Origin of the sequence: Kluyvera sp. EC_51 (assembly GCF_019584505.1) — a bacterium.
Classification (GTDB): domain Bacteria; phylum Pseudomonadota; class Gammaproteobacteria; order Enterobacterales; family Enterobacteriaceae; genus Kluyvera; species Kluyvera sichuanensis.
This window is the reverse complement of the sequence record NZ_VDAG01000120.1, coordinates 20,364-46,460: the sequence shown is the minus strand read 5'-3', so window position 1 is coordinate 46,460 and position 26,097 is coordinate 20,364. Positions and strand designations below refer to the sequence as shown.

Genomic DNA, 26,097 nt, shown 5'->3' with positions numbered 1-26,097 from the left:
ACGTTGCATAGGTCGGGTCTCAGTCCAGGGCATAGCGAGTCTCCTCTTCTATGCCAGTTATAACTGTTACCCATGTATCCGGTCTAAAGTGTTACCTATGTTTCCGGTTTGTACCCTTCGCTTACCCGGCCTACGATTGAAAAGGAGACGCTTGCGTCTCCTTTTTTATTGCCACAACCGCCGCTTAATTAATCGATTCAATTCTAATTTCTACGCTTTCTGAAATGCCATTTTAAAATTTGGTATGACAGGTCACAGTTTAGTTGTATGACTTCTACCATATTCTTGCGCTGGATATAAAACATACTTCTGAACATGGACGTCAATCTGTGCTGGCAATTGATTCGCATGGTGAATTTTATCTTTAATCAAAAGAGAATCGTCTATGTTAAGAAGAAAACTGGCAGTAAGCGTTTTATCTTTCTCGTTACTGATGGGGTCTGCGGCGGCGATGGCAAAAACGGTGTTCATCGCTTCAGATGTACACCCGGCTGACTATCCGACCACGGCGGCGGTGATTCACATGGGTGAAAAACTCAGCCAACAAACCGACGGGCGACTGTCCATCCGCATGTTCCCAAGCGGGCAGATGGGCGATGAGAGCACCACGCTCGAGAAAACCCGTGCGGGCGCTATTGATATCCTGCGTGTTTCGATGGCCCCGGTCGGCGGTATCCTTCCTCAGGTGAGCGTCTTCAACATGCCGTTTGTGTTCCGCGATACCGACCATCAGCACAAGGTGCTGGATGGCGATATTGGTAACACGCTGGCCAAAGAGATCTCCGACAGCAACCTCGGCCTGGTCTTCCTTGGCTGGATGGATGCGGGCTCGCGTAGTCTGATCACTAAAAAACCGATCACCAGCCTCGACGATCTGAAAGGGGTGAAGATCCGTCTGCAAAATAACCCGATCGGCCTCGATACCTTTAAAGCACTGGGGGCGAACCCGATCGTCCTGCCGGTGGGCGATGTCTTTGCCAGCCTGCAAACCGGGGTGATCGATGCGGCGGAAAACAACGAGCCGACTTTTGATACTGAAAACTACGTGGTGGCCGGGACCAAATATTTCGATCTCACCGAACACTTTATGATCCCGGAAGTGCTCGCTTTCTCGAAGCGTAAATGGAGCAAGCTCTCGGCGGACGATCAGGCGCTGATCATGAAGCTGGCGAAAGAAGCACAGGCTGAAGAGCGCGTGCTGTGGGCGGACTACGTGGAGAAATCCAAGCAGCGCCTGCAAAGCCAGGGCGTCAAATTCCTTCCGGTCGACAAAAAGCCGTTTGTCGACGCCACTGCACCGGTTCGTGAGAAATACGGTAAGCAGTTCAGCGACTTAATGCAGCAAATTCAGGACACCAAATAATCCACTTCGCGGCAGGCCAGCGTGGGCTGGCCCGCCCGTTTTGATCTGGGGATAACAATGAAAAATTTCTATGTCCTGGTCATGGATGGCGTGTATCGGATCTGCATTTGGCTGTCAGGGATCAGCCTGTTATTTATGACGTTTATCTATCTGGTGGGGATCTACGCTCGCTTTCGTCCCGATCTTCCTGCCTGGCTGGACTTTCTGCCGCACGCGTCGACCAGTTGGCCGGAACCGCTGTCGCAGATCTGTATGATCACCTTCTCCTTTGTGGGGGCGGCGGCGGCCTATCGGGCAGGCAGCCATATTGCGATCACCATGCTGGTCGATCATATCAACCCGACAATGAAAAAGGGGCTGGCGGTGTTTGTCGATCTGGCGATGCTCGCCACCTGCCTGTTTATCATTCACTGGGGGATCATTGGCTGTATGGATGCCTGGGAGGACGTGGTGCCGTCGCTGCCGTTCCTGACCTCGGGGATCACCCACCTGCCGATTCCGCTGGGATCGTTCTTTACGCTGCTGTTCGTGGTCGAAAAAATGCTGTGCGGCCCACAAACGCACCGTGAACTGGTGCAGTTTGGCTCGCCGAAAGTCGGTCACTAAGGAGCGAACGCAATGGACTTAACGCTGATTATTTTTGTCATCACTTTCGTGACGCTGATGGCGATTGGTATGCCAGTGGCCTATGCTGTCGGCCTGACCGCCGTGGTGGTCACCGCCTTCGCCGACTTCTCCCTCGACGGGCTTATCATCACCATTTTCCACAGTACCGATAACGTTAACCTGCTGACCATTCCGTTCTTTGTCTTTGCCGGGGCGATTATGGCGGAAGGGGGGATGGCGCGACGGCTGGTGGATTTTGCCGGGCTGTTTGTTGGTTGGATCCGTGGCGGCCTGTCGCTGGTGAACATCCTCGCCTCGACGTTGTTTGGTGCGATTTCCGGATCGTCGGTGGCGGATACCGCGTCGATCGGATCGGTGCTGATCCCGGAAATGGAGCGCAAAGGCTACCCGCGCTCATTCGGTGCGGTGCTGACCGCCAGCGCCTCGGTGCAGGCGATCCTCGTGCCGCCGAGCCATAACTCGGTGCTGTTTGCTATCGTGGCGAACACCGCGGCGGTGACTATTCCGGCGATGTTCCTCGCCGGGATCATCCCGACGCTGGTGCTGTGCGTGACGCTTATCGTGATGTGCCTGATTGCTGCGCGTAAAAACAACTACCCGAAAGAGGAACGCGTCGAACTTAAGCGCAAGATAAAGATTGCCTCAGACGCCATCTGGGGGCTGATTACCATTGTGATCATCTCCGGCGGTATTCTCTCCGGCTTCTTCACGCCAACGGAGTCCGGGGCAATTGCCTGCGTGTGGGCGATGTTTGTCACCTTCTTTGTCTACCGCGAATACAAGCTTAAGGACTTCCCAAAACTGATTCACCGTACCATCAAAACCGTCACCATGGTGATGGTGCTGATTGCCTTCGCCGCCGCGTTTGGCTCGGTGATGACGCTGGTGGGCCTGCCGCAGGAGATCTCCGCCGCGCTACTGTCATTGTCGGATAACAAGTACGTCATCCTGTTGATTATCAACATTATGCTGCTGCTGTTGGGCTGTCTGATGGACATGGCGCCGCTGATTCTGATCCTGACGCCGATTCTGCTGCCGGTGGTGGTTGAGCTTGGCATCGACCCGGTGCATTTCGGCATCATCATGATGATGAACCTGGGGATTGGCCTCATCACGCCGCCGGTAGGTTCGGTGCTGTTCGTGGCCAGCGCCGTGAGCGGGCAGAAAATTGAGACGGTGGTGAAGGCCATGATCCCGTTCTACTGCGTGCTGTTCATGGTACTGATTATCATCACTTATATTCCAATGCTGTCACTGTGGCTGCCGGGGCGTTTCCACTAAGCCTGGGCGACGTGATTTTTTCGATACTGCAAGGGGGTCTCACCGATCCCCTTTTTAAATGAGCTAATAAAGTAAGTTACCTCAGAAAACCCCACCTGTGCGGCAATCTCGCTCACCGGCAGTACGCTGTGTAGCAGCAGTTCACAGGCGCGGCGCAGCCGAATAGTATTGAGATAATCGTGAATATTCTCGCCCGTCTCAGCGTGAAAACGGCGCGACAGATAGCTACGTGATTTCCCTAATTCCCGCGCTAGCGCGTCGAGGCTGAATTTCTGCCGATAGTTCTCTTCAATCCAGAACATCACTGAACTGGCGATACCGCGCCCGGCTTCCGGCATCTTTTCCTGGGCGGGCGGCAGCATATTGAACAGCGTCATCAGCATGCAGGTGATCTGTTCGGTGCTGAGGCCGGAGGCGTTGGACATACGGGCATACAGGCCGAACAGGTGATCAATATGCGCGTGCTGGTCGGCTAAATCTGCCACAAATGCTGGGCGGCCACGGGCTGAAAGTGCTTGTAAGCGCTGATGATTTTCCGGGAAGTGGCGCAGCAACGTCGCGATGGCGTGCTGATCGACATGGATAATCGTCCGCCGATAACTATCCTGCGCTTTTTCATCGACCATGATTTTATGCAGCGTGAACGGGGGGAAGAAAAAGAGCCTGCCGGGGCGCATGGTGTACTGGCGATTATCGACGATCACTACGCCAAACCCCTCTTCGACATAGAGAATTTCCAGACACTGATGCCAGTGCTGGTAGCGCACGGTATTGGCAAAAAGGCGGCTAAACGACGCCACGGCGTCATTCAGGGTGATCAGCTCCAGATGCTCGGCATTCCAGGACGAAGTCATGTGCAATAAATTTAAATTTTTACCGGGTTAATCTTACTACTAAACCACTGTTTTAAATTTTATCAAGCGGCGGTTCATCGAATGGTATCAGTTGTGACCGGGTTAACATTTCTCAGCCACCCCGATTCTCTATGCTTTAGCCACTTTCGAGGATGGGTAAATCAGGGGGCAGGACAGTGGCGGAAATATCAAAAATATTGTCATCACGACAGGACGTAGCGCAGACGCTGACGGCAATGCTGAGCGCTCTCGATAAACAGTTTCCCGACAACGTCGCGCAGTTCTCGCTGGGTAAAACCTGCGCCCACTACAGCACGGATATTGCGGAAATGGAGGGCTTATCGAGAGCGCTTTGGGGTCTGTTCCCGCTGCAGGCGGGTGGGGAAGCGGTGCCGTTTAGCGACAAATATCTCACCGCGATTAAGCTGGGTACTGACCCGCAAAGCCCATCCTATTGGGGCGAAACCGGGCCCTACGATCAGCGTCTGGTTGAGATGGCGGCTTATGGCCTCGGGCTTGCGCTGCTGCAGGACAAGCTGACCAATCATTTCAGCGCTGCCGAACAGGAAAACCTGCATCGCTGGCTGAATCAAATCACCGATGCCCAGATGCCGGACAGCAACTGGAATTACTTTGCGATTATCGTACAGCTGGGCTTTAAGCGCGCCGGGCTGCCGTATGACCAGGCCGCTATCGACCGTCGCTTCACGATGATGGAAGCCTACTATCTTGGCGGCGGCTGGTACTCCGATGGCCCGGGCCGCCCGAAAGATTACTACATCTCGATGGCGTTCCACTTTTACGGCCTGATTTACGCCACGCTGAACGGGGATGATGACCCAACGCGCGCCGCGACGCTGCGTGAACGTGCCTGCCTGTTTGCCAAAGACTTTATCTACCTTTCCGCCGCCGACGGGGCTTCAGTGCCGTTTGGCCGCAGCCTGACCTACCGCTTTGCGATGGTGGCATTCTGGAGCGGCGTGGCCTTCGCCGGGCTCGACGTCTTCTCGCCGGGCGTAGTGAAAGGCATTATCCTGCGCCACCTGCGCTGGTGGCTGGATCAGCCAATTTTCGATCGCGACGGTATTCTGACGTTGGGGTTCGCCTATCCGAACCTGGCGATGTGCGAAGACTACAACTCGCCGGGCTCACCGTACTGGGCGCTGAAGGTGTTTCTGATCATGGCGCTACCGGAGACGCATGCCTTCTGGCAGGCGGAAGAGATGCCGCTGGCGAGCCTGGCACCGGTACATGCGATTGTTCCCGCTCAGCAGATCCTACAGCACAGCGAAAACTCGCAGCATGTGGTGATGCTCACCTCCGGCCAGCTCGAGCTGAACAACTACGTGAACACCGAGGCCAAGTACACCAAATTTGCCTATTCCACGCGCTTTGGCTTCACCATCGAGCGAGGGCGCTACGGCATTAAGCACGCGGCCTGTGACTCGATGCTGCTGCTGTCGGATAACGATAACTACTGGCGCGGCCGCCGCGAATGCGAGAGCGTTGAGATGCTGGACGGCGCCATCTACTCGCGCTGGCTGCCGTGGCAGGACGTGCAGGTTGATACCTGGCTTATCCCATGCGGCGACTGGCATGTGCGCGTGCACCGGGTGAATACGGCGCGTCGTTTGCAGACGGTGGAGGGCGGCTTTGCGGTGATGAAAGCCGATGCGCAACTGACCGTGCGCCAGAGCCGGGTGAATGCTGCGAACGGGATGAGCGCGGTAGTGGATTTCTCGCCTCACGCCGTGCGCCTTGCCGACAGCGTGATTACCCCGCCGAACAGCAGCGTGATGTTTGCCGAGTGCGCGGCGATTCCGACGCTAGCGGGCGAGATAGCGCCCGGCGAACATTGGCTGTGCTGCGCGGTAGTGGCAAGCGGTCACCACAACGCAACGTTGCCCGCATTACCCACGCTGCACATTGAAAATAATACGCTGAACGTGACGGATAACGTCAGCGGGAAAATAACAACGCTGAATTTTTAACTCTCCGGATATAACAATAAACCGGAATACCTCCTGACAGACTCTGCATCATTATGTTGCAGAGTCTGTACCCCTACATCGTTTTGTCGAGGACCGTATGGAAAAAATATCGTCTACAAACAGACTGGAATATTACAAAATAAGCTCGTTTATATTTTTGTACTTTTTTACCTGGTCGGCCAGCATTGGCCTGTTTGCTATTTGGCTTGGGCAAAAAGCAGAACTCAGTGGCGCGGTGATTGGCACCGTGTTTGCCGTCAACGGTATATTCTCCGTTATCCTCAAGCCTATTTACGGTTATATTCTCGATAAAATTGGCATGAGTAAATATCTGCTCTATTTTGTAGTGGTGATGTCCGCCCTGATGGCGCCGTTCTTTATTTATGTTTACCAGCCGCTGCTGCTTTCCTACACCACCGTGGGGATTATTGTTGGTGCTATTTATCTGAGCTTCGCGTGGTATGCCGGCGTGGCGGCCTGTGAATCTTATGCCGATCGCTACAGCCGCCTGAACAGCATGGAGTTTGGTCAGATTCGTATGTGGGGTTCGCTCGGTTGGGCGGTGGCATCGTCCTTCTCCGGCCTGCTGTTTAATATCTCTCCGGCCTACAACTTTATTCTCGGCAGCGTGGCATCGCTGGTCATGCTGGCGGTGTTAATCAGCCTGAAAGTAGATACTGCAACCAGCAACGCCAGCGCGGTGATTTCGAAGGATAAAATTGTCCTGAAAGACGTGTTCGACCTGCTGAAAAGCAGCAAGTTCTGGGCATTCTGCCTGTATGTGGCCGGCGTGGCGTGGATGATGTTTGTCGCTGAGCAGCAGTTCTCGCGCTATTTCGTCACCTTCTTTAGCGATGTACATGAAGGTAACACCCTCTTTGGCCTGCTGGGTACCGTGCAGTCCGGCACCGAGTTCGTGATGTATATCTTTATGCCGATGTTCGTTAACTATATTGGCGCGAAACGCGGTCTGATTATTGTGGGTGTGCTGGTGGGGGCGCGACTGGTGATTTCCGGCCTATGCGAGTCGCATCTGCTGATTTCCGTGATTAAACCGCTTTACGGTCTCGAAATTTGTCTGCTGCTGGTCTCGGTATTTAAATATATTGCTGAGCATTTCGATAAACGCGTCAACGCTACCATGTATTTATTGGGTTACCAGGCCATGTTGTATATCGGTAACGTCGTGGTCTCTTCGCCGGCAGGTTTATTATACGACCGCATTGGCTTTGAAAAGACTTATATCATCATGGGTGGAATTGCACTGTTCTTTACGCTGATTTCAGCATTCACGTTATCTGCCTGTAAACGTCAGAATCATCGCCAGCCTGCACTTGATGTCGCTGAAAATGGTATTTCTAAATAAGCCTTACTGAATGAAGGAACCGAATATGTTAAACCCTATCGTTGAGGAAACCCTGCGCGAATTTCCGGGTGCTCCCGTTAATCTTCAGACGTTTAACGATGAGCTGTGCTCGGCGCGTAGCCATGTCCTTAAGCTGATTAGCCGTCATTTAACGGATTTCGGTGATAAATTCCCGGGCGAAGCCTGCGTGGACGGTTACTATCCGCTGACCGAAAACGTTGAATGGACGACCAGCTTCTGGACCGGGCAGCTGTGGCTGGCCTGGGAGATGACCGGCGAGGAGAAATACCGGGCGTTGGCAGAGCAGCACGTGCGCTCGTTCGGCCTGCGTATTGCCGGGCGCTGCGACACCAACACGCATGACCTGGGCTTCCTGTACACGCTCTCCTGCGTATCGGCCTGGCGTTTGACCGGTAATCGCGATGCGCGCGGCTTCTCTTTGCAGGCGGCGGAAGCCCTGCTGGAGCGCTTCCATCGTAAAGCGGAAATTATTCAGGCCTGGGGTGTGTTGACCGACCCGGAGCAGGCGGGGCGCATGATTATCGACTGCACCATGAACCTGCCGCTGCTCTACTGGGCGACGGAACAGACCGGCGATCCGCGATTTGCCGATGCCGCGCGCGCTCACGTGCGCCAGTCGGCGAAATATCTGGTGCGTGAAGACGCCTCGACCTACCACACCTACTACATGGACGTGCAGACCGGTGCACCGCGCTTTGGTAAAACCCAGCAGGGCTATGCCGACGACTCCTGCTGGTCGCGCGGGCAGGCGTGGGGCATTTACGGCTTTATGCTGAGCTTCATGTATACCGGCGACAGGGAGCTGATTAGCTTGTCGAAAAAGCTGGCGAACTACTTCCTCAACCGCCTGCCGGAAGACTATGTCTGTCATTGGGATCTGGCGCTGGTCGGCACCGATGCGCTGCGTGATTCATCCTCAGCGGCGATTGCGGTGTGCGGCCTGCTGGAACTGGTGAAGCATCTGCCGACCACCGATCCAGACCGCGAGCGCTATCAGCAGTGGGCGATGGGGATGATGTCGTCGCTGTCGAAGCACTATCTGATGGGCGTGGACGAACCGGGTACCGGCGTGCTGAAACATTCGGTGTATCACTTCGCGAGCGATAAGGGCGTGGATGAGTGCTGTAGCTGGGGGGATTATTTCTATGTGGAAGCGTTGGTGCGCATGACGCAGAGCTGGAAGCTGTACTGGTAAATCGATAACTACCTTTAACACGTAGCCTGGACGAGGTGCGTAAGCACCGACGCCGGGGATGTCCCCGGCGTCACTGCGTTCGGCCGGGCTACGTTCATGCGTCAGTCTTAAACGCCTGACTCCAGAATACGAATGGTCGTATCCAGCACATCGGCTTTCACCGCTTCGCTCCAGGCTTTCATGTGCGGCGTCTGCAGGTGCGCTTCAAGGTGCGCCACGCTTTCCCACACTTCAACCATCACGATAGAGTCCGGTGCGGTGGTCTGGAAGCTCACGTTTGCGGCGTGATCAACCATCGGCGCGTAGCCGTGGCAGCCGTCTTCTTTCAGCACGGTTGGGATAATTTTGGTGAGCTGATCCAGCACCGCCTGACGGTGATGTTGTCCTGGACGAGTACGGATTTCAGCAATAATGGTCAACATGATTAACTCCTTCTAATTCCAGGCTAACAGTTAAGCAAAAATCTTCCCAAGATGCTCGCGGTATTCTGCAACATAACGTGGAACGTCAGGCATTTTAATCACGTCGTTGGTGATAAAGGTCGGCAGCGCTTCCATTCCCAGGAACTGGTTGGCTTTGTGGAACGGCAGGTAAACGCCGTCAACGCCCACGCCGTGGAAGAACTGATCTTTATCGGTAAAGGCTTCCATTGGGGCGTTCCAGGTCAGGGACAGCATGTAGGTTTTGCCCTGAATCAGGCCACCGGAACCATATTTCTTGCTGGCGTCGGAGCGTGTACGACCATCGCTGGCGTACAGAGAACCGTGACCTTCGGTGAATACGTCATCGATATATTTTTTCACGGTCCATGGTGCGCCCATCCACCAACCTGGCATCTGCCAGATAACAGTGTCGGCCCACAGGAAGTTTTGTACTTCGGCTTTGACGTCATAGTCGCCGTCCGCGCGAACCACTTTAACATCATGCCCGAGGTCGCGCAGGTAGGTCTCCGCGACTTCAGTCAGGGTGTCGTTCAGCTGGCCGTTAGAATGGCCGAATTTTTTCGCACCGTTAACAATCAGAATGTTGCTCATTATAAATCCTCAAAAGTTGGCTTTTGAGGGGCATGATACTCGCCTTGCTGTAACGATTAAATGTGCAAAGTGTGCAAAGTCTTTTGCTGAATTAGCAATAATAAACTACCCACGAAGGGTCACTTCAAAGCCGCCGTCGGGGGCATTAGCAAAGGTTGCCGTCATGCCGTGCAGCGTCGCAATGCGCTGCACAATCGACAACCCAAGACCGCTGCCGGTTTCATCCTGCCCCGGCGGGCGATAGAAGCGCTCGCCGATGCGCGCCAGCGCTTCCGGGCTGATGCCCGGCCCGTTATCGCGGACGCTGAAACCGTGGTTGTCGAGCGTCACGTCCACCACGCTGCCCGAAGGGCTGTAGCGCACGGCGTTATCCAGCAGATTACGCACCAGCAGGCTCATCAGCAGCGGTTGGGCGGTGCGGGTGACCTGCTGAGCGTTCAGGTGCAGGCGAATCTCTATGCCGGCTTTTTGCGCGGTGTGGTAGATATCCATCACCGAGGATTGCAGCAGATCGCCGAGATTCACCGGCTGCACGTCCGCTAGTTGCTCCAGCGAATCAAGGCGGGAGAGGGTCAGCAGTTGCTCAACCAGGCGCGTGGCGCGGTCGATGCCCGCATGCAGCTGCATCAGCGCCTTTTGCTGGCTTTCCGGATCGTCCTGCGACAGCTGTGCCACTTCGGCCTGCACCCGCAGTGCGGTGAGCGGGCTGCGCAGCTCATGGGCGGCATCGGAGGTGAAGCGGCGCTCGCGAGTCAGCATATCGTGGATGCGGCGGAACAGCAGGTTGAGCGCGTCCAGCATCGGGCGTACTTCGTTTGGCACGCCGTGCGTATCCAGCGGCTCGCCGGAGTCTGGGTGGCGCTGGCGCAGGGTGCGGGTTATTTTTTTGAGCGGCGCCAGCTCGCGGCTAATCAACAGAATCAACAGCAAAAAGGTGACCGGCAGGGCAATCAGCCACGGCGTCAGCTGACTGGTGATGATATCCAGCGCCATCTCCTTGCGGTAATCCCACTCCTGGCCGACCACGATGCGGTATTTTTTATCGGCGGTGGTCAGCCATAAAAAGCGCCAGCTATCGTCATCGTTGCTCAGCGGGCCATCGTCAAAACCTTCGCGGCGATAGTTATAGGGGATGTACGGCCCGTTCTCACCGTCGTGCAGCACCATCTTGCCGTCGACGGTGTAGATGGCGAACGCCAGCGCGTCATCATCAAGATGCCCGTGTTTGACCTTCTTCGGCGCGCGAATCCACTGGCGTGAGGCGGGCAGGTCGGCGAAGTCCATCGCGCTGATGCGTTTGGCAAACAGCATTTGCTGAGTGTCGAACAGCTTATCCAGCTTGTCGGTGGTCTGCTTCCAGGCGATGACGCTGGCAAAACACCAGGCCACGGCGGAGAGCAGCATAAACAGCAGCGTCAGGCGAACGCGCAGGCTCAGGCGGCGGAACAGGTTCATTGGTCACCCAACGTGTAGCCGATACCGTGGACGGTACGGATAAAGTGGCTGCCGAGCTTGCGGCGCAGATGGTGGACGTGCACTTCAATGGCGTTGCTGGTGACCTCTTCATCCCAGCTATAGAGCTTCTCTTCAATCAGCTTGCGCGGCAACACGCGCCCGGCGTTGCGCAGCAACAGCTCCAGCAGGGCAAACTCTTTCGGCTTCAGTATGAGCGGTTCGTTGTTCAAGGTGGCGGTCAGGCGATTGGGATCCAGTTCCACCTCGCCGTGGCGCAGCACGCTGCTCGGCTGGCCGTGGGCGCGGCGAATCAGCGCCTCCAGCCGGGCGGCGACTTCAATCAGTGCGAACGGTTTGCAGAGATAGTCGTCAGCGCCTAAGCGCAGCCCTTCGACGCGCTGGCTCAGCGCATCACGGGCGGTCAGGATGAGCACCGGTTCGCGGCGGGACTTTTCGCGCCACTCGCGCAGAATATCCAGCCCGTCGATGCCGGGCAGCGTCAGGTCAAGGATCACCGCGTCGTAGGGGGCGCTGTAAAGCGCGATTTTGCCCTCTTCACCGCGGGTAAACCAGTCGATGCTGAAGCCCATTTTGCCGAGCCCGGTTTTGATGCCGTCGCCGATAAGCTTGTCATCTTCCACTAATAAAATGCGCATCTGCTGCTCCTTGCCTGCTGCTCTGTCTACCAAGTAAAGCGCGCCTGTACTGCCTATGTACAGCAATAATAAATCTTTTTTTGCCTTAAGAAGTTGTTAAGAAATGGTGGGTGTAATAGTGCTCATACACCACAAAAGGGAGAACAAATCATGAAGAAACTTGCTGCTATCGCCGCAATCCTGGCCTTGGCTTCTGCACCAGCATTTGCCGCCACTCAGGGCGGGTTTTCCGGCCCGTCTACCACCACGACGACGCAGACAGGCGGCTTCGTTGGCCCTAACGGCACCGTGACCACTGCGGCGAACGCCAAAACCATGCGTGATGACACCTGGGTTACGCTTCGTGGCAACATCATTGAGCGCGTATCTGACGATCTGTATATTTTTAAAGATGCCAGCGGCACCGTGAATGTGGATATTGATCACAAGCGCTGGAACGGCCAGACCATCACCCCGCAGGATGTGGTTGAAATCCAGGGCGAAGTGGATAAAGACTGGAACTCCGTTGAAATCGACGTGAAGCAGATCCGCAAAGTGAATCCATAATCCCCTAAGACTGCGCAAGATCGGTCAGGATTCACTGCGGCCAGGTGGGCAGAATGTCCCGCAAGGAGGCAGTGATGAGTGACTTATTAAGCGCGGCTTATTCCGAACGCCTGCGGCGCGTTTGCGACCACATTGAGCGTCATCTGGATGAGCCTCTCTCGCTCGAGGCGTTAAGCCGGATGGCGCACAGTTCGCCCTTTCATTTCCATCGGCAATTTACCGCCTGGAGCGGCCTGCCGCTGTATCGCTATATCCAGTGGTTACGCCTGCGCCGCGCCTCGTGGCGGCTGGCGTTTAACCCGCAGGATAAGGTTATCGATATTGCGCTGGATGCCGGGTTTCAGAACCCGGAGTCGTTCACTCGTGCCTTTAAAACCGCGTTTGGTCAAAGCCCACGACAGTTCCGACAAACCCCGGACTGGGCGGCCTGGCACCAGCGCGTTCCTAAACTGGCTTTACAGGAGCAGCACGTAATGGACGTGAAAATCGTTGAATTTCCGCAAACCAACGTCGCCATGTTGACCCATCAGGGGCATCCGGATCGGGTGAACGACAGCGCGGCAACCTTTATTGAGTGGCGACGCAGCACCGGGCTTTCGCCGGTGGCGAGCAGCCAGACCTACGGCATTGCCTGGCACGACCCGCAGACCACGCCACCGGAGCAGTTTCGCTTTGATATCTGCGGCAGCGTGTCTGGACCGATACCGGAGAACGCGTTTGGCGTGGTCAACGCTGAGATTCCCGGCGGGCGCTGCGCGGTCTTACGTCATCAGGGCTCGCTGGATTCGCTGTCTGACAGCGTTTGGTCTCTGTTCCGCGAGTGGCTGCCGGGCAGCGGCGAGACGCCGCGCGACTTCCCGGTCTTTTTCCAGTACCTCAACTTTGTCCATGAGGTGCCGGAACATGCGCTGCTGACGGATATTTATTTACCGCTTCGTTAACCGGCTCCCAACCTATCTCACGGTTTGTGACTCAGACCGTGAGATAGGGTATTATCTGCGGCAATATTGCCGTCCGAACGGTCAGCATGCAGATTGAGGATCCACTGTTAATGAGCGATATGGCAGAGCGCCTTGCGCTACATGAATTTACGGAAAACGCCTACTTAAACTACTCCATGTACGTCATCATGGATCGCGCGTTGCCGTTTATTGGCGATGGCCTGAAACCGGTGCAGCGCCGCATTGTTTACGCAATGTCGGAACTGGGGTTGAACGCCACCGCAAAATTTAAAAAATCCGCCCGTACCGTCGGTGACGTACTGGGTAAGTACCATCCGCACGGCGATAGCGCCTGTTACGAAGCGATGGTGCTGATGGCGCAGCCGTTCTCCTACCGTTACCCGCTGGTCGATGGCCAGGGGAACTGGGGGGCACCGGACGATCCGAAATCGTTCGCGGCGATGCGTTATACCGAATCCCGCCTGTCGAAATATTCCGAGCTGCTGTTAAGCGAGCTGGGGCAGGGCACGGCTGATTGGGTGCCGAACTTTGACGGCACCATGCAGGAGCCGAAAATGCTGCCTGCGCGCCTGCCTAACATCCTGCTGAACGGCACCACCGGTATCGCCGTCGGTATGGCGACGGACATTCCGCCGCACAACCTGCGCGAAGTGGCGAAAGCCGCGATTACCCTGATTGAAAAACCGCAGACCACGCTCGACGAGGTGCTGGATATCGTTCAGGGCCCGGACTACCCGACCGAGGCGGAAATCATCACCTCGCGCGCGGAAATCCGCAAAATTTACCAGAACGGCCGTGGCTCCGTGCGCATGCGCGCGGTGTGGAATAAAGAAGACGGTGCGGTAGTGATTACCGCGCTGCCGCATCAGGTTTCCGGTGCCAAAGTGCTGGAACAGATCGCGGCCCAGATGCGTAACAAAAAGCTGCCGATGGTCGATGACCTGCGCGACGAATCCGACCACGAAAACCCGACCCGTCTGGTTATCGTGCCGCGTTCCAACCGCGTGGATATGGATCAGGTGATGAACCACCTGTTCGCCACCACCGATCTGGAAAAGAGCTACCGCATCAACCTGAATATGATCGGGCTGGATGGTCGTCCGGCGGTGAAAAACCTGCTGGAGATCCTCACCGAATGGCTGGCGTTCCGCCGCGATACCGTCCGTCGTCGCCTGAACTACCGCCTCGAGAAAGTGCTTAAACGCCTGCATATCCTCGAAGGTTTGCTGGTGGCGTTCCTCAACATCGATGAAGTGATCGAGATAATCCGTCACGAAGATGAGCCGAAGCCGGCGCTGATGTCGCGCTTTGGCATCAGCGAAACCCAGGCAGAAGCGATCCTCGAGCTGAAATTGCGCCACCTGGCGAAGCTCGAAGAGATGAAGATCCGCGGCGAGCAGGATGATTTAGCCAAAGAGCGCGATCACCTGCAGGCGATCCTGGCGTCCGAACGCAAGATGAGCAACCTGCTGAAGAAAGAACTGCAGGCTGATGCCGAAACCTTTGGCGACGATCGTCGTTCTCCGCTGCGCGAGCGCGAAGAAGCGAAAGCGATGAGCGACCATGACATGCTGCCGTCCGAACCGGTGACCATCGTGCTGTCGCAGATGGGCTGGGTACGTAGCGCGAAAGGCCATGACATTGACGCTCAGGGGTTGAACTATAAGTCCGGCGATAGCTGGAAATCGTCGGTGAAAGGCAAGAGCAACCAGCCGGTGGTGTTTGTCGACACCACTGGACGCAGCTATGCCATCGACCCGATTACGCTGCCGTCCGCCCGTGGGCAGGGCGAGCCGCTGACCGGCAAGCTGACGCTGCCGCCGGGGGCGACCGTCGAGCACATGCTGATGGAAGGCGACGATACCAAACTGCTGATGGCTTCCGATGCGGGTTACGGTTTCCTGTGTACCTTCAACGACCTGGTCGCACGTAACCGTGCCGGTAAAGCGCTGATTTCACTGCCGGACAACGCGCACGTGATGCCACCGGTGGTCATTGAAGACGAGAGCGACATGCTGCTGGCGATCACCTCCGCAGGCCGCATGCTGATGTTCCCGCTGAGCGATCTGCCGCAGCTGTCGAAAGGTAAGGGTAACAAGATCATCAACATCCCGGCAGCGGAAGCCGCCAGCGGTGTCGATAGTCTGGCGCACCTTTACGTACTGCCACCACAGAGCACGCTGACCTTCCACGTGGGCAAACGTAAGATCAAATTGCGCCCGGAAGAGCTGCAAAAAGTGACGGGTGAACGCGGTCGTCGCGGCACCCTGATGCGTGGCCTGCAAAAAATCGATCGCGTTGAGATTGATTCACCGCAGCGCGCTTCGGCGGGCGACAGCGAAGAGTAATATATTTCCCCCGTCGTCAGGCGGGGGAAAAATTACCGTGAAACCGTTGTTAATTCAGCCGTTGCGATTAACAATACCCCTTTGCAGGGGTCTGCAAGTAACAAAGCCCTGTCCGGTCTATATATCCTGTCAGCACCCGTCTGATCGGTATCATTCTAAGTGGTTCAGGGTTCAGAGGACGCTATGCTATTTATTTTACGTGTCATTATTGTCGTCATTTATTGCATCCTGGTATGCATCTTTGGCTGCATCTATTGCCTGTTCAGTCCGCGTAACCCAAAACACGTCGCCACCTTTGGCCATATGTTTGGCCGTATGGCACCGGTGTTCGGTTTAAAAGTTGAAACCCGCAAACCAGCTGACGCGGAGCACTATGGCAACGCGATTTATATCGCCAATCACCAGAACAACTACGATATGGTGACAGCGGCGAATATTGTTCAGCCGCCAACCGTGACGGTCGGTAAAAAGAGCCTGGTGTGGGTGCCGTTCTTTGGTCTGCTGTACTGGCTGACCGGCAACCTGCTGATCGACCGTAACAACCGAGCGAAAGCGCACAGTACCATTGCCGAAGTGGCAGATGCCTTTAAGAAACGCAGAATTTCCATCTGGATGTTCCCGGAAGGTACCCGCAGCCGCGGCCGTGGCCTGCTGCCGTTTAAAACCGGTGCGTTTCACGCGGCTATCGCTGCCGGTGTGCCAATTATCCCGGTGTGTGTGTCGAATACTTCCAATAAGATTAAACTCAACCGCTGGAATAATGGTCTGGTGATTGTGGAAATGCTGGAGCCTATCGACACCAGCGCGTGGGGTAAAGATCAGGTTCGCGACCTGGCAAAACACTGCCGCGAAGTGATGAAGGCCAAAATAGACGAACTGGACCAGGAAGTGGCCCAGCGTGAGTCTGCGGGTAAAGCGTAATTTCTGCTGACGGCGTGGGTGAATGCCCGCGTCGCGGCTGTATTGCTGTTGGGAAAATGATTTCCCGCGTTTGATTTGTCAGTTTTGATGGAGCTTATATGTCACTCAGTCGGCGTCAGTTTATTCAGGCTTCGGGCGTTGCGCTTTGTGCCGGCACCGTGCCGCTGAGGGCACAGGCCGCAGGGAAGCAACCCGCATTGCCGGTGCCTCCTCTGCTGGAGTCTCGCCGTGGGCAACCGCTATTCTTAACGCTGCAGCGTGCGCACTGGTCGTTTACCCAGGGCACGCGCGCCTCCGTCTGGGGCGTCAACGGCCGCTATCTTGGGCCGACGATCCGCGTCTGGAAGGGTGACGATGTCAAACTCATCTACAGCAACCGTCTGACGGAAAACGTCGCCATGACCGTGCGCGGTTTGCAGGTGCCGGGGCCGCTGATTGGCGGCGCGGCGCGCATGATGACGCCAAACGCCGACTGGGCACCGGTGCTGCCTATTCGCCAGAATGCGTCAACGCTGTGGTATCAGGCCAATACGCCAAACCACATGGCCCAGCAGGTATATAACGGCCTGGCGGGAATGTGGCTGGTGGAGGATGAAGTTAGTAAGTCCTTACCATTCCCTAACCACTACGGCGTCGACGACTTCCCGGTCATTATCCAGGATAAGCGTCTGGATAACTTTGGTGCGCCGGTATACGACGAACCGGGCAGCGGTGGCTTTGTTGGCGATACGCTGCTGGTCAACGGTGTCCAGGGGCCCTATGTTGAAGTATCGCGCGGCTGGGTGCGTCTGCGCCTGCTGAACGCCTCTAACTCTCGCCGTTACTCGCTGCGGATGAGCGATGGCCGCGCGCTGCACGTGATTTCCAGCGATCAGGGCTTCCTGCCTGCACCGGTCTCCACCACGCAAATTTCGCTGGCGCCGGGTGAGCGTCGCGAAGTGCTGGTGGATATGACCAACGGCGATGAAGTGTCGATGACCTGCGGTGAGTCCGCCAGCATCATGGAGCGTATTCGCGGCTTCTTCGAACCATCGAGCATTTTGATCTCCACGCTGGTGCTGACCCTGCGCCCAACGGGGCTGCTGCCGTTAGTGACCGATAACTTACCGATGCGCATACTGCCAACGGAAGTGCTGAGCGGCACGCCGATTCGCAGCCGCGACATTCTGCTCGGCGACGATCCGGGTATCAACGGCCAACTGTGGGACCCGCAGCGCATTGATATCACCGCGCAACAGGGCACCTGGGAGCGCTGGACGGTTCGTGCCGATGCGCCGCAGTCGTTCCATATTGAAGGGGTGATGTTCCAGGTTCGCAACGTCAACGGTGCGACGCCGCTGCCGGAAGATCGGGGCTGGAAAGATACGGTCTGGATTGACGGTCAGGTTGAGCTGCTGGTCTATTACTCACAGCCGTCATGGCCGCACTTCCCGTTCCAGTTCTCCAGCCAAACGCTGGAGCTTGCCGACCGTGGTTCTATCGGGCAGATTCTGGTGAACCCGGCGCCGTAATCAAGAACCCCCGGCCGAGCACAGCGACGCCGGGGCACAAACCGCGCTAAAAATTCCCACTTCATTAGTAAGGCGAACGGGCTTATAATCCCCGGCCTTTGTCTATTTTTTTGCCAATTTTTTTCGGAAGCAATATGAGCACTATCTCCCTGATCCAACCGGATCGCGACCTTTTCTCCTGGCCGCAGTACTGGGCCGCCTGCTTTGGGCCGGCTCCGTTTTTGCCAATGTCACGTGAAGAGATGGATCAACTTGGCTGGGATAGCTGCGACATCATTCTGGTAACCGGCGACGCCTATGTTGATCACCCGAGCTTCGGGATGGCGATTTGTGGCCGTATGCTGGAAGCGCAGGGCTTCCGCGTGGGGATCATCGCCCAGCCAGACTGGAACAGCAAAGACGACTTTATGCGTCTGGGGAAACCGAACCTGTTCTTCGGCGTCACCGCCGGCAACATGGACTCGATGATCAACCGCTATACCGCAGACCGCAAGCTGCGCCATGACGATGCCTATACGCCGGACAACGTCGCGGGCAAACGCCCTGACCGCGCGACGCTGGTTTATACCCAGCGCTGTAAAGAAGCGTGGAAAGATGTGCCGGTTATCCTCGGTGGCATCGAAGCCAGCCTGCGTCGTACCGCGCACTATGACTATTGGTCCGATACCGTGCGCCGCTCGGTGCTGATTGACGCCAAGGCCGACATGCTGATGTTCGGTAACGGCGAGCGTCCGCTGGTGGAAGTGGCGCACCGCCTGGCTGCAGGCGAGCCAATCGCGCAGATCCGCGATGTGCGTAACACCGCGATCATCGTCAAAGAAGCGCTGCCGGGCTGGTCTGGTGTTGATTCAACCCGCATCGACACCCCGGGGAAAATCGACCCGATTCCGCATCCGTATGGTGAAGACTTGCCGTGTGCCGATAACAAACCGGTGGCACCGAAAAAGCAGGAAGCCAAAGCCGTTACCGTACAGCCGCCGCGCCCTAAGCCGTGGGAGAAAACCTACGTCTTGCTGCCGTCCTTTGAAAAGGTCAAAGGCGACAAGGTGCTGTATGCCCACGCTTCCCGTATTCTGCACCATGAAACCAACCCGGGCAGCGCCCGTGCGCTGATGCAGAAGCAGGGCGACCGCTATATCTGGATTAACCCGCCAGCGATCCCGCTCTCCACCGAAGAGATGGACAGCGTGTTCGCGCTGCCGTACCAGCGTATCCCGCACCCGTCATACGGCAAGGCGCGTATCCCGGCGTATGAGATGATTCGTTTTTCTATCAATATCATGCGCGGCTGCTTTGGCGGCTGTTCCTTCTGCTCTATCACCGAGCACGAAGGTCGTATTATCCAGAGCCGCTCCGAAGACTCGATCATCAACGAAATCGAAGCCATTCGCGATACGGTACCGGGCTTTACCGGCATTATCTCCGACCTGGGTGGCCCAACGGCCAACATGTACATGCTGCGCTGTAAGTCGCCGCGTGCCGAGCAGACCTGCCGTCGTCTCTCCTGCGTGTACCCGGAAATCTGTCCGCATATGGATACCGACCACACGCCGACGATTAACCTCTATCGCCGCGCCCGCGACCTGAAAGGTATCAAGAAGATCCTGATTGCCTCCGGCGTCCGTTACGACCTGGCGGTGGAAGACCCGCGCTATATCAAAGAGCTGGCAACCCACCACGTGGGCGGCTATCTGAAGATTGCGCCTGAACACACTGAAGAAGGGCCGCTGTCGAAGATGATGAAGCCGGGGATGGGCAGCTATCACCGCTTTAAAGAGCTGTTCGACACCTATTCGAAGCAGGCCGGTAAAGAGCAGTATCTGATTCCGTACTTTATCTCCGCCCACCCAGGCACGCGCGATGAAGATATGGTGAACCTGGCGCTGTGGCTGAAACAGCACCGTTTCCGTCTGGACCAGGTGCAGAACTTCTATCCGTCGCCGCTGGCGAACTCGACCACCATGTATTACACCGGCAAGAACCCGCTGGGTAAAATTGGCTATAAGAGTGAAGATGTGGTGATCCCGAAAGGCGATAAGCAGCGTCGTCTGCACAAAGCGCTGCTGCGCTATCACGATCCGGCTAACTGGCCGCTGATCCGTACGGCGCTGGAGACGATGGGTAAAAAACATCTGATCGGCAGCCGTCGTGACTGCCTGGTGCCTGCGCCAACATTGGACGAGATGCGCGAAGCACGTCGCCAGAACCGCAATACACGCCCGGCGCTGACCAAGCATACGCCGGTGGCGCACCAGCGTCAGACGCCAAACGGCATCAAAAAGCGTCCTAAACCCGCGTCCCGCTGAATTTAACAGGGCTACATTGGGTGGTAGCCCGGCCGAGCGCAGCGACGCCGGGACAGCACTTAAGCCATAAAAAAGCCCGGCAATTCGCCGGGCTTTTGACATTCATACTGCTTCACTTAACCGCCAAACTGGTCCGGATCCGGGCCTAAACGCTTACCCTGATCCAGCTTCGCAATCTCGCTCAGCTCATCTTTATCCAGTCGGAAATCCCAGACGGCAAAGTTTTCGGCAATGCGCGACGGCGTGACCGATTTCGGGATCACCACCAGGCCGCTGTCGAGGTGCCAGCGAATCACGATTTGCGCTGGCGTCTTACCGTATTTATCCGCCAGAGCGCGGATAATTTTCTGGTCAAATACCCCTTCACCACCCTGTGCCAGTGGGCTCCAGGACTCGGTCTGGATTTTATGCGTGGCGTTCCAGGCATTCAACTGACGCTGCTGCATCAGCGGATGCAGCTCAATCTGGTTGATGACCGGTGCGACGCCGGTTTCATCAATCAGCCGCTGCAGGTGAGGCACCTGGAAGTTACACACGCCGATGCTCTTAATCAGCCCCTGTTTTTGCAGTTCAATCAGGCTCTTCCACGCATCGATATAGTGATCGGTTGCGGGAACCGGCCAGTGAATCAGATACAGGTCGAGATAGTCCAGCTGCAGGTGCTCCAGGCTCTCCTGTAGGGCATCCGCCGCGCGGAGATGGGAGTCATTCCACAGCTTGGTGGTGATGAACAGATCCTCACGAGCAACGCCCGCGCTCTTAATCGCTTTACCGACTCCCGACTCATTTTTATAAGCGGCGGCGGTATCAATGGAACGGTAGCCCACCTCGAGCGCTTTATGAATCGCGGTGACGACTTCCTCATTCGTGGCCTGCCATACCCCGAGGCCGAGCTGCGGCATTACATTGCCATCGTGCAGTTTAATCACGGTTGGATGTGTCATGCATTTCTCCTTTTTACGAGCTTATCGGGGCAATACCCCGATAAGGTTTGTAGGATTAAGTCTGGTCGAAATATGCAAAAACGAAAGCTTGCTCGTCGTCTTTCAAGCCGCAGATGCGTTGTCTGCGCCAGCTCACCCCAGTCACTTACTGATGTAAGCTCCTGGGGATTCGCTGTCTTGACGCCTTTCTGCAGCTCGAAATCCTTAGCGCAAGAAACGGAGGGCTCTTAGCGTGCTGCTTCGTAAATACGACGGCTCACGTCCAGGGTAATATCCTGATTTTCACCCAGTTTGGTCATACCGTGTTCTTCGAGTTTTTTCAGCAGCGCAGGGATAGAGCTGCCGTCCAGACCGTAGTCGGACAGGCGAGTTGGCACGCCCATTTGTTCGAAGAAGCTGCGGGTCGCGGCGATAGCGGCATCGATGCGCGCATCGTCAGAACCTTCGGTAATGTTCCAGACGCGTTCTGCGTACTGCAGCAGTTTGGCGCGTTTGGTATCACGTTTTTCATTCCACAGAGCAGGCAGCACGATAGCCAGCGTTTGTGCGTGATCCAAACCGTGCATTGCGGTCAGTTCGTGGCCCAGCATATGAGTTGCCCAGTCCTGCGGCACGCCCGCACCAATCAGGCCGTTCAGCGCCTGAGTGGCAGCCCACATGATGTTGGCACGAACGGCGTAGTTTTCCGGTTCCTGCAGCGCTTTCGGGCCATCTTCAACCAGCGTCAGCAGAATGCCTTCCGCGAAGCGGTCCTGAATTTTGCCGTCAACCGGGTAGGTGACGTACTGCTCTACGGTGTGAACGAACGCATCCACAACGCCGTTAGCAACCTGACGCGGCGGCAGGGTGTAGGTGTAAACCGGATCCAGAATTGCAAACAGCGGCTGAACGTGTGGGGACATAAAGGCGCGTTTGTCACCAGTGGTTTTACGGGAGATAACGGCACCTTTGTTGGACTCAGAACCGGTCGCAGGCAGCGTCAGTACGGAACCCATTGGGATAGCGCTGGTGACGTTGCTGCCGTAGGTTTCCAGAATTTCCCACGGGTCGATGCTGGTATCGTAGTGTGCGGCGGCAGCGATAAACTTGGTGCCGTCCAGTACGGAACCGCCGCCAACGGCCAGCAGGAAGGTGACTTTCTCTTCGCGGGCGATTTTCACCGCGTTCATCAGCGTTTCATAAGATGGGTTTGGCTCAATACCGCCGAACTCCAGCACGTCCAGACCTTGCAGTGCGCTCAGCACCTGGTCCAGCACGCCGGTTTTTTTCACGCTGCCGCCGCCGTAGGTAATCAGTACGCGAGCGTCAGCGGGGATCTGAGCGCGCAGGTTTTCGATAGCACCTTTACCGAACAGAATGCGGGTTGGGGTATGAAGATCAAAATTAAACATTGCTCGTTCCCTATAGTGTGGGTGGAAAAAGAGGGCGGTGAGGGGTCATCGCCGAATGACATCATTGTGGTCTTCGTCGTCGTACCTCTCAATGCACATTTCTGCGATTGTCTTGCCCATTTCTCCATAGCTCTGGAGAAATGCGTTAAACAAAGCCACAATGACAGCGTTGGAAAAGGTACCTGGAGCCCTTGTTGATGAACCGTGAAGAGATCTGTGCGCTGCTGACAGAAAAGATTAAGCAGCTGAAAAATAACGAACAAAACCTGAGAACCTTGCTGCCGGATATTCAGCTTATCTATGGTACTCAGCCAAGCGGGCGCACGCCGGTAATGTATCGCCCGGGCATCGTGTTTCTCTTTTCCGGCTATAAGATTGGCTATATCAACGAGCGCACCTTCCGTTACGATGCCAACGAATATCTGCTGCTGACAGTACCTTTACCCTTTGAATGTGAAACTTTTGCGACCGAGGACGCGCCGCTGGCCGGATTACGCCTGGATGTGGATATTCTGCAGCTACAGGAACTGCTGATGGATATCGGCGAAGACCCGCTTTTCCATCCGTCGTCGATGGCGGAAAGCGGGATTAACTCGGCCACGCTCTCCGAAGAGATTCTCTGCGCCTCGGAACGCCTGCTGGACGTGATGGAGCGCCCGCTGGACGCCCGCATTCTGGGGAAACAGATTATCCGTGAGATGCTCTACCACGTGCTGACCGGGCCGCGAGGCGGTGCATTAATGGCGCTGGTTAGCCGCCAGACTCATTTCAGCCAGATTAGTCGGGTGCTCAAGCGTATCGAGAGCCAGTACACCGAAACGCTCAGCGTGGATCAGCTCGCTGCCGAGGCCAATATGAGTCTGTCGGCGTTTCACCACAACTTTAAGTCGGTGACCAGCACCTCGCCGCTACAGTATCTGAAGACCTACCGTTTGCATAAAGCGCGGATGATGATGGTGCACGACGGGCTGAAGGCCAGCGCCGCGGCGATGCAGGTGGGATACGAAAGCGCGTCGCAGTTTAGCCGGGAGTTTAAGCGCTATTTCGGCATGACGCCGGGAGAGGATGCGGCAAGGCTGCGGGGAATGTAATTTGTAGCTCGGGCGAGGCGTTTACGCCGACCCCGGGGTAGCCTGGAGGCCATTCCCGGCGTCGCGTTGCTCGGCCGGGCTACGAAATATTATGCGTCGCAATACTTCTTCTTAATCACCACTATCACCGTGCCCAGAAGCCCGGCAACCAGCAGGAAGATTGGCAGGATCATCAGGAAAGTCATTACCTGATCTTCATGACGTTTTACAAACGGGATCATGCTAATGGCATAGCCTAAGCTCGTCACCACGCCTACCCACAGCAGCGCGCTCAGCCAGTTAAACACCTGGAAACGGCGATTCGACAGGCCGGAGATACCCGCCATCGTTGGCAGCAGGGTACGCACAAACGCCAGGAAACGCCCCGCCAGCAGCGCCAGCAGACCGTGACGGTCAAACATACAGGTTGCGCGCTGATGGTATTTATCCGGCAGCTGCGCCAGCCAGCCTTTCACCACGCGGGTATTACCCAACCAACGACCCTGAATATAGCTCAGCCAGCAGCCGAGGCTGGCGGCTGCGGTCAGAATGGCAATAGTGGGGACGTAGCCCATCACGCCCTTCGCAATGAGCGCGCCCGCTAATAGCAGAAGGCTATCGCCGGGTAAGAATGAAGCGGGAAGCAGGCCATTTTCCAGAAACAGAGTGGCAAACATGACCAGATAAACGACCCCCACGACGTGCGGATTCGCCAGAGCAGCAAAATCGTGCTGCCAAAGCGCGGCGACAATATCTTGAATAACGACCATGAACATTCCTGTGGAACAGCGTTTTCGCTTATTGTACGCCCGAAAGATTAAGAACACCTTGATCGCGTGCGCAACAAATGAAGCCGCGCTGTCCTGATTTACTGACAACAACGCGGAAACGGTTTACGCCGACGGTGGTAAATCACTTCGGGGACCGACTGTTCTCAACATCGGTGACGCGCCTGACCGACGCATCAAAAACAGTACTAACCCACCCGATAGCCTGGGCTACCGGGCTGAGGCCATGTTACACGATGCGGGCAAATCCTGCCGCTAAATCCGCAATCAGATCGTCAACGTTTTCTAAACCGATGTGGACGCGTACCAGCGTACCGGTGAAATCGATTTTTCCTTCCGGACGAATGCTGGCGAGCTCGGACGGCTGATTCGCCAGAATCAGCGACTCAAATCCACCCCAGGAGTAGGCCATGCTGAACAGCGAGAAGTTATCGAGATAGTTTGCCAGCTCTTCATCATTGAGGTGTTTTTTGAGCACAAACGAGAACAGGCCGCTGCTGCCGGTAAAATCACGCTTCCAGAATTCATGCCCTTTACTGCCCGGCAGTGCAGGGTGGTTCACACGCTCAACCTGCGGCTGCTGTGCCAACCATTCGGCAACCTTCAGGCTGCTTTCATGATGCTGACGTAAACGCACGCCCAGCGTACGCAGGCCACGGCTGGTCATATAAGCGGTGTCGGCGTCGAGCATCTGGCCCATCAGGTAGGCATTTTCGCGCAGTTGCGCCCAGCAGCGTTCGTTAGATACCGCAGTACCGACCATCGCATCCGAATGGCCAATCAGGTATTTGGTGCCAGCCTGAATAGAAATATCGATACCGAAATCGAGCGCTTTAAACAGAACCCCCGCCGCCCAGGTATTGTCGATCATGATGATTGCTTCAGGCGCAACGCGGCGCACGGCGGCAACGATGGCCGGAATATCGTGCACTTCCATGGTGATAGAACCAGGGGATTCCAGGAACACAATTTTGGTGTTGGGCTTGATCAACGCGGCAATCCCTTCGCCGATCATCGGGTCGAACCAACTGGTGGTGACGCCCAGCTTACCGAGAATTTTGGTGCAGAAGTCCTGGCTTGGTTCATAGGCGGTGTTGGTCATCAGCACGTTATCGCCCTGTTCCACAAACGCCAGGATGGTGTTGGCGACCGCTGCCGCGCCGCATGGGAAAAGCGCGCAGCCAGCGCCGCCTTCCAGTTCACACATCGCTTCCTGCAATGAGAAGTGGGTGAGGGTGCCGCGACGGCCGTAGAACAGTTCGCCGTTAGCGCGGTTGTGGGTCGCATGTTTTTTGGCGGCGACGGTGTCGAACACCAGCGAGGAGGCGCGTTGAATGACGCTGTTCACCGATCCCTGAGTGTATTTTTTGCTGCGTCCGGCGTTAACCAGCGCGGTATCGAGGTGCTTGTCTGCCATTTTTTATCTGCCTATTTTTATACGTCTGGATGGCTAAATTAACACGATTG

22 protein-coding genes are annotated in these 26,097 nt (G+C 56.2%); 13 read left to right on the top strand and 9 right to left on the bottom strand.

Annotated features, from left to right (window positions below):
* The first annotated feature begins 385 nt into the window (after positions 1–385).
* Genes FHC49_RS23500 through FHC49_RS23490 form a run of 3 tightly spaced genes read left to right on the top strand, consistent with a single transcriptional unit; the run spans position 386 to position 3,271 of the window.
* A complete protein-coding gene (locus FHC49_RS23500; protein WP_185668385.1) occupies positions 386–1,363 on the top strand; it encodes a TRAP transporter substrate-binding protein in 978 nt (325 codons plus the stop codon).
* 57 nt (positions 1,364–1,420) lie between these two features.
* The gene (locus FHC49_RS23495; RefSeq protein WP_185668384.1) at positions 1,421–1,969 is read left to right on the top strand and encodes a TRAP transporter small permease; all 549 of its coding nucleotides are present in this window, start codon (positions 1,421–1,423) and stop codon (positions 1,967–1,969) included.
* Positions 1,970–1,981: 12 nt separating this feature from the next.
* Positions 1,982–3,271: a TRAP transporter large permease gene (locus tag FHC49_RS23490; protein WP_220440993.1), complete on the top strand. Its 1,290-nt coding sequence runs from the start codon at positions 1,982–1,984 to the stop codon at positions 3,269–3,271.
* Here FHC49_RS23490 and FHC49_RS23485 read toward each other — a convergent pair.
* A complete protein-coding gene (locus FHC49_RS23485; RefSeq protein ID WP_220440992.1) occupies positions 3,268–4,125 on the bottom strand; it encodes an AraC family transcriptional regulator in 858 nt (285 codons plus the stop codon). The two genes, FHC49_RS23490 and FHC49_RS23485, sit on opposite strands and share 4 nt — an antisense overlap.
* Positions 4,126–4,277: 152 nt before the next feature.
* Here FHC49_RS23485 and FHC49_RS23480 point away from each other — a divergent pair, with 152 nt between their 5' ends.
* From FHC49_RS23480 to FHC49_RS23470, 3 genes are all read left to right on the top strand, one after another.
* Positions 4,278–6,116: a DUF2264 domain-containing protein gene (locus FHC49_RS23480; protein WP_220440991.1), complete on the top strand. Its 1,839-nt coding sequence runs from the start codon at positions 4,278–4,280 to the stop codon at positions 6,114–6,116.
* Positions 6,117–6,213: 97 nt separating this feature from the next.
* On the top strand, positions 6,214–7,482 hold the full coding sequence (locus FHC49_RS23475) for an oligosaccharide MFS transporter (protein WP_185668380.1): 1,269 nt from the start codon (positions 6,214–6,216) through the stop codon (positions 7,480–7,482).
* A gap of 25 nt (positions 7,483–7,507) precedes the next feature.
* Positions 7,508–8,698, top strand: a complete 1,191-nt coding sequence (locus FHC49_RS23470; RefSeq protein ID WP_220440990.1) for a glycoside hydrolase family 88 protein — start codon at positions 7,508–7,510, stop codon at positions 8,696–8,698.
* 107 nt (positions 8,699–8,805) lie between these two features.
* Here the strand turns inward: FHC49_RS23470 and FHC49_RS23465 are convergent, their stop codons facing one another.
* The 4 genes from FHC49_RS23465 to qseB form a co-directional block, all read right to left on the bottom strand.
* Complete coding sequence (locus FHC49_RS23465) at positions 8,806–9,120, bottom strand: putative quinol monooxygenase (RefSeq protein ID WP_220440989.1); 315 nt, start codon at positions 9,118–9,120, stop codon at positions 8,806–8,808.
* A gap of 30 nt (positions 9,121–9,150) precedes the next feature.
* A complete protein-coding gene (locus FHC49_RS23460; RefSeq protein WP_220440988.1) occupies positions 9,151–9,732 on the bottom strand; it encodes an NAD(P)H-dependent oxidoreductase in 582 nt (193 codons plus the stop codon).
* A gap of 105 nt (positions 9,733–9,837) precedes the next feature.
* Positions 9,838–11,187 (bottom strand): quorum sensing histidine kinase QseC, encoded by a 1,350-nt coding sequence (gene qseC / locus FHC49_RS23455; protein WP_220440987.1) that lies wholly within the window; start codon positions 11,185–11,187, stop codon positions 9,838–9,840.
* On the bottom strand, positions 11,184–11,843 hold the full coding sequence (qseB, locus tag FHC49_RS23450) for a quorum sensing response regulator transcription factor QseB (RefSeq protein ID WP_185668375.1): 660 nt from the start codon (positions 11,841–11,843) through the stop codon (positions 11,184–11,186). The genes qseC and qseB overlap by 4 nt, the downstream gene beginning before the upstream one ends.
* 150 nt (positions 11,844–11,993) lie before the next feature.
* On the opposite strand from qseB, the gene FHC49_RS23445 reads away from it, so the two are divergent.
* From FHC49_RS23445 to FHC49_RS23420, 6 genes are all read left to right on the top strand, one after another.
* Positions 11,994–12,389 carry a YgiW/YdeI family stress tolerance OB fold protein gene (locus FHC49_RS23445; protein WP_185668374.1) on the top strand — a complete coding sequence of 132 codons (396 nt, stop codon included), beginning with the start codon at positions 11,994–11,996 and terminating at the stop codon, positions 12,387–12,389.
* Positions 12,390–12,463: 74 nt separating this feature from the next.
* Positions 12,464–13,330: a GyrI-like domain-containing protein gene (locus FHC49_RS23440; protein WP_220440986.1), complete on the top strand. Its 867-nt coding sequence runs from the start codon at positions 12,464–12,466 to the stop codon at positions 13,328–13,330.
* Between the two features lie 110 nt (positions 13,331–13,440).
* Entirely contained in the window at positions 13,441–15,699 is a 2,259-nt protein-coding gene (gene parC, locus FHC49_RS23435; protein WP_220440985.1) for a DNA topoisomerase IV subunit A, read from the top strand.
* A gap of 183 nt (positions 15,700–15,882) precedes the next feature.
* The gene (gene plsC, locus FHC49_RS23430; protein ID WP_220440984.1) at positions 15,883–16,620 is read left to right on the top strand and encodes a 1-acylglycerol-3-phosphate O-acyltransferase; all 738 of its coding nucleotides are present in this window, start codon (positions 15,883–15,885) and stop codon (positions 16,618–16,620) included.
* A gap of 98 nt (positions 16,621–16,718) precedes the next feature.
* Complete coding sequence (gene ftsP, locus FHC49_RS23425; RefSeq protein ID WP_185668370.1) at positions 16,719–18,131, top strand: cell division protein FtsP; 1,413 nt, start codon at positions 16,719–16,721, stop codon at positions 18,129–18,131.
* A 134-nt stretch (positions 18,132–18,265) separates the two neighbouring features.
* Positions 18,266–20,437: a YgiQ family radical SAM protein gene (locus FHC49_RS23420; RefSeq protein WP_220440983.1), complete on the top strand. Its 2,172-nt coding sequence runs from the start codon at positions 18,266–18,268 to the stop codon at positions 20,435–20,437.
* A gap of 116 nt (positions 20,438–20,553) precedes the next feature.
* On the opposite strand, the gene dkgA is transcribed toward FHC49_RS23420, so the two are convergent.
* Entirely contained in the window at positions 20,554–21,381 is an 828-nt protein-coding gene (dkgA, locus tag FHC49_RS23415; protein ID WP_185668368.1) for a 2,5-didehydrogluconate reductase DkgA, read from the bottom strand.
* 227 nt (positions 21,382–21,608) lie between these two features.
* Positions 21,609–22,772, bottom strand: coding sequence for an alcohol dehydrogenase (gene yqhD, locus FHC49_RS23410; RefSeq protein ID WP_220440982.1), 1,164 nt, complete (start codon positions 22,770–22,772; stop codon positions 21,609–21,611).
* A gap of 197 nt (positions 22,773–22,969) precedes the next feature.
* On the opposite strand from yqhD, the gene FHC49_RS23405 reads away from it, so the two are divergent.
* Positions 22,970–23,863, top strand: a complete 894-nt coding sequence (locus FHC49_RS23405; protein ID WP_220440981.1) for an AraC family transcriptional regulator — start codon at positions 22,970–22,972, stop codon at positions 23,861–23,863.
* A gap of 89 nt (positions 23,864–23,952) precedes the next feature.
* On the opposite strand, the gene yghB is transcribed toward FHC49_RS23405, so the two are convergent.
* Together yghB and metC are read right to left on the bottom strand one after the other, a co-directional pair.
* Positions 23,953–24,612: a DedA family general envelope maintenance protein YghB gene (yghB, locus tag FHC49_RS23400; protein WP_185668365.1), complete on the bottom strand. Its 660-nt coding sequence runs from the start codon at positions 24,610–24,612 to the stop codon at positions 23,953–23,955.
* A gap of 247 nt (positions 24,613–24,859) precedes the next feature.
* Entirely contained in the window at positions 24,860–26,047 is a 1,188-nt protein-coding gene (metC, locus tag FHC49_RS23395; RefSeq protein ID WP_220440980.1) for a cystathionine beta-lyase, read from the bottom strand.
* Positions 26,048–26,097 lie beyond the last annotated feature (50 nt).